This window comes from Bartonella sp. AD328YNZD, from assembly GCF_042196425.1.
This window is the reverse complement of the sequence record NZ_JBHIQG010000211.1, coordinates 1-4,345: the sequence shown is the minus strand read 5'-3', so window position 1 is coordinate 4,345 and position 4,345 is coordinate 1. Positions and strand designations below refer to the sequence as shown.

Annotated in this window: 2 protein-coding genes and 1 pseudogene; all 3 read right to left on the bottom strand. The window is 37.1% G+C overall.

Going from position 1 to position 4,345, the window contains the following annotated elements:
- Positions 1 to 431: 431 nt before the first annotated feature.
- A pseudogene (locus ACFIO3_RS09300) lies at positions 432 to 3,067 on the bottom strand (DUF6990 domain-containing protein).
- Between the two features lie 93 nt (positions 3,068 to 3,160).
- Positions 3,161 to 3,736: an SMI1/KNR4 family protein gene (locus ACFIO3_RS09295; RefSeq protein WP_375608842.1), complete on the bottom strand. Its 576-nt coding sequence runs from the start codon at positions 3,734 to 3,736 to the stop codon at positions 3,161 to 3,163.
- Between the two features lie 49 nt (positions 3,737 to 3,785).
- A partial coding sequence (locus ACFIO3_RS09290) for an HNH/ENDO VII family nuclease (protein ID WP_375608841.1) occupies positions 3,786 to 4,345 on the bottom strand: 560 nt, incomplete at its 5' end.

The window sequence follows — 4,345 nt, the reverse complement described above, 5'->3', positions numbered from 1 at the left end:
CTTTTATTTTTTGATTGAAAAATAATATATAAAGGGGCGTAAAAGGAACCCTCAAAATACTCAAAATCTTCAAAACTAACAACCATAAGGATCTTGATAGCATTTCTTATGAGTTACAAACTATCTTTTGAAAGGCTTTAAAGGATCATATGCTTTTCATAAAGCACATTTTAATCATTCACTAAAATCATAAGATTCGTCTGTTAAATAAACAGACATAACCGATAAAATAGACAATAATCCATTAAAAGAGATTTTGATCATCTATGGAATAATTTTATAGATCTTTTTTTATAGGTTGTTTCCTTAAAATCTTGCACCAAAACCATGATCAGAGCCATACCACTGTTGAGTTTCTCAACTATGATCAAGGCTTTGGACCGCGCCTTATTTTCTAAATTTTTTGAAATCTTTTTGATATTTTTTAGGTGCTATTTCTTGTCTTTTTTTCCGATAAAATTGACTATTTTCTCTTTCCACGAGCGGGATTGCTCCTTGCTGATAACCTCTTGTTGATCATCAAACTTTTCTGCCACCCGTTCAATCAAAGCGTAGCTCACTTGCTTCACCTTTGCTACTTCTTTGGCTAAAGCTAATGCACGTTCAAGGTGGGTTTTGTTGATGCTCTCGTCAAAGCCTAGGTGATCACCTGCCGTAAAGCTTTGCTGATAAGATTGTAAGGTCTCAATATTGCCCAATAAGGCAAGAGCGCCAAGATGAAGCAAAGCATAATCCGTATCATCTGCTTTAGACGTTGCATCCCGTTGCCAAGGAGCAGTGCCATAATCAGAGCGAAGTCTTTTAGAAAGGTCAATGTCTTTGACTGACCATTCTAGCGCATCATCAAGTGCTTGCTTTAAGCGATCCGCAGTGACTTCTGGTTCAAAGATTTCTAACCCCTTTGCTTCAAAATTAAGCTGTATATCTGGGATATCTTCCGTGTGGGTAGGATCAATGAATTTACAAGCAGCGGAAAGAATACCCGTGCTAATCAAAAAGGCGCTATCAAATTGTGGGTAATCTTTGGCAATTTCGTCGTTATAAAGAATGTCTACTTCACGATCAGCCAATTGATAGCTTGCCATATGGTCATTCTCATTGATTTTCTCAGTTGACCAACCTAAGCTTTTTAAAAGTTCATGAGCACTTTCCATGGTCAATGGAGCATCTTTGTCATCCCTTTCCTCTACTTCCTCTGTCGGCTCACCTGCAACAGTTTTGGAAGCATCAGATGCCGTTTGCGGATCCAAGCTTAAAATCGGAGCATTTTTGGGAAAACCCGTTCGATAACCCCGTGCAAGAGTGAGGAGATTATCAACTCTATATTTTGAGATTTCTTCCACAAAACCTAAAGGATTTCCCTTTCTAAAACTCTCCTTATAAGATTTGAGCTTTTCAACATCCCCAATTAAAACAAGCGCAATGAGGTGACGCGCTACAAGATCAAGTTCACTGTCTGGAGACAAAGCTGCATAATCATAGATAATTTGATTGATATTTTGTCTATCTGCCCACTCAAGAATGTCCGCACAAATCTGCTTTAGCTTGCCTTCATCCAATTCAGTAGTAGAAACTGTATAAACTTCTTCTGCTTCTTTGAGGGCTATATATTGAGGCATATTATAGAAAATCTCTCTATAAGCAGTAGAGAAGGCAAGTGTTGAAAGAGAAGCCTTAAATGCAACAATCGGCTCTTCTTCATTACTTTGAAGGTTATACATTATATTGATGATACGGTCTTTACTTATAAAATAAGCATTGCGATCATAGTTTTTATCACGATAAACTGTCCAACCTATTTCTTTTAATTGCTCTGCAACTTTATTGAAAGTAATCAAAACTTGTGGACTAAGATGACCTTCTGCTGCCTCTCGCTCATTAAGGATTTTCAGATGTCTTTCAGCAAATTCAAGAGCGTGATTAACATACTCCTCCAGTTCTTCATCAAGGTTTTGCAAATGCTCAGGTAGCTTACCCTCTACGATAGAATCTTGATAGGATTTTAGGACATCAATTTAACCTGTCAATGCTAAACAAGCTAAATGCCAAGGAATATCTGGATAATAGCTATATTCTTGAAAAAGCGTTTTGTTTTCTACCGCCATTTCTAAATCTTGAGCACGTGCCCACTGTATTACTCGCTCAGAAATTTTGATAAGCTCTTGTTCATTAACCATTTCTACACAAACATCAATACAATTATCAATGCCACTATAAATGCCTCCTCCAATCGTCTGAAAAGGCTTATAAATAGTTCTAAACGACCTGGGTTTATCTTCTCTATCATAGTGAATATAATTGCAAGCCAGAGAAATCGCTTCTGTAGATGTATCTGCCTCAATATGGACATTGTGCTTATCCTTAAGATACCCTAAGCCAAAATTAAGCACAACAAAGCGGTCAGGCAAAGCTAACCACATTTTTCCAGGATCCATAGCAAACCATCCTTGAGTTTTGAAAATACGGCTTGCCGCAGTGATGCTCATCAGCTTTTTTCTAGGTTTTTTACGCGCCAAAACATCATCCAATTCCCCATTTTTATAGGCTTGTGCAAAAAGAAGAACGCGATCATACCGCGTCGTTATTTGATAATCAGAAAATTCTGGTATATGTAATTGAGATGTAGATTTGTAACCTTTTAAAGCCTCTATATCACCAAGCAAAGCCTTTGCAACAAGAGAGTGATCAGCAGCTTCCTCACGTAATTTTTGTTCAATATCCTGTGCATGCGCCCATGCAAATACTCTGTTTAAAGCTTCCTTAATATGGCTTTCTGACAGATGTGAAGCTGTAACATCGAAATCCTCTTTCGCAGAAAACAGCGTATCTTCATACTTATCCTGTGATACTTCACCACTAGCATATTCGCAAGCAAGGCAATAAGGAGCAGTGGTAAGATCAGCTGATAACCGAATTTTTCCCCATCCTCTCCATAATCTACAACATCATAACTAATGCCTACAATGCGATCGGGAAGATGATAATAAGCAAATGTATCTCCAACTTCATCGCGATATGGCTCCCAACAAAGCTTTTTTAATATCTCTGTTACATCTTTGGTTTGCATCATCATTCCCCCAACATAATCCGTAATTCTTTTACATAAAAATTACTTGTGTAATACTGAGGCTCTTTAGAAAGGCTAAATATTGCCTCACCATCAATTTCCCTTCCTCCATAGTTTTTTCCAAAAACGCTTGTAAAAAGGGATAGGTTGCGGACTAGGAGTGTTCTCAGTCTTTTCAATCGGTTGATCACCATCAGGTATCTCAACCCCCGCATGTACTTTAATTCTTTTGCAAAGAAATTCATAAAAATTTCTAGCATAATATTCGCAATCGCCTAATGGAAGCATGACATAGAGTGGGCATTCACCATCCCGAAACTGTGTATAATCAAAGTAAAAGGTTTCATCAAGATCATAACTCACGACAAGCTGTTCTGGTGTCGCAAAACCATGTTTTCTATAATAATTTAAGTTTTGGTGAACTATATCATCAAAAGGAACACCTATATGATGCTTATAAAGGCTAAAGATTTCTTCACCAGCAATATCCCCACCTTTATAATGTTTCAAAAAACTCTTGTAAGAAGATGTAAACTTCAAACCAAGAGCTTTCTCTGCTTTTTCAATCACAAGATCATCAACTGCATTCTCATCAGAACAAAAATTAACAATATCACCTTCATATTTATCAACTAATTGTATAACATCATCTAAGGTATAGGTTTTCATCGATTATTTCTCCAAACTTCTTTTTTCTCTTTTCATCAACCGTAGAGCATTATTGCCGATGCTCCTGTCCCCATCCGTCAAAATCTATCCCTATGATACCCCATCTCATATCAATTATTCCTCCTAAATTACTGTTTTTTTGTTCTCTATACCCTTTAGCCCGTTCCTTCCAATATTCCTCTCTCCACTTATCAAACTTTTTTCTCTCTATAAGTGATTGATGTTTTTGAGGATTATTATGAATCACAGAAGTATATTTTTTATGAGATTCATGACTCATTTCTGCTATGGGTCCCTCATGCGTTTGCTTTAGGTGATGCAACTCAACAGGTTGACCATCAAAACCTATAGGTGCTCTTCCTGCTTCCATTCTCTCAACATTGGTACCCCATACGTCTTTTTTATTCACTGTCCATTTAACAATTTGGTTAGGATCAAACAAATCGTCTCTCTGATAGACTTTGTTAGTCTGACCAAATTTGCTATCGGTAAATTTAGTGGGCTTCTCTTTTAACCAATTCTTTTTTTCTTGAGCAGCAAGTTTAGTTAGTTCTTTCTTCGCCGCAAATTTGTCAGGATCTCCTTGAGCTGCAAGTTCTGCAAGATTTT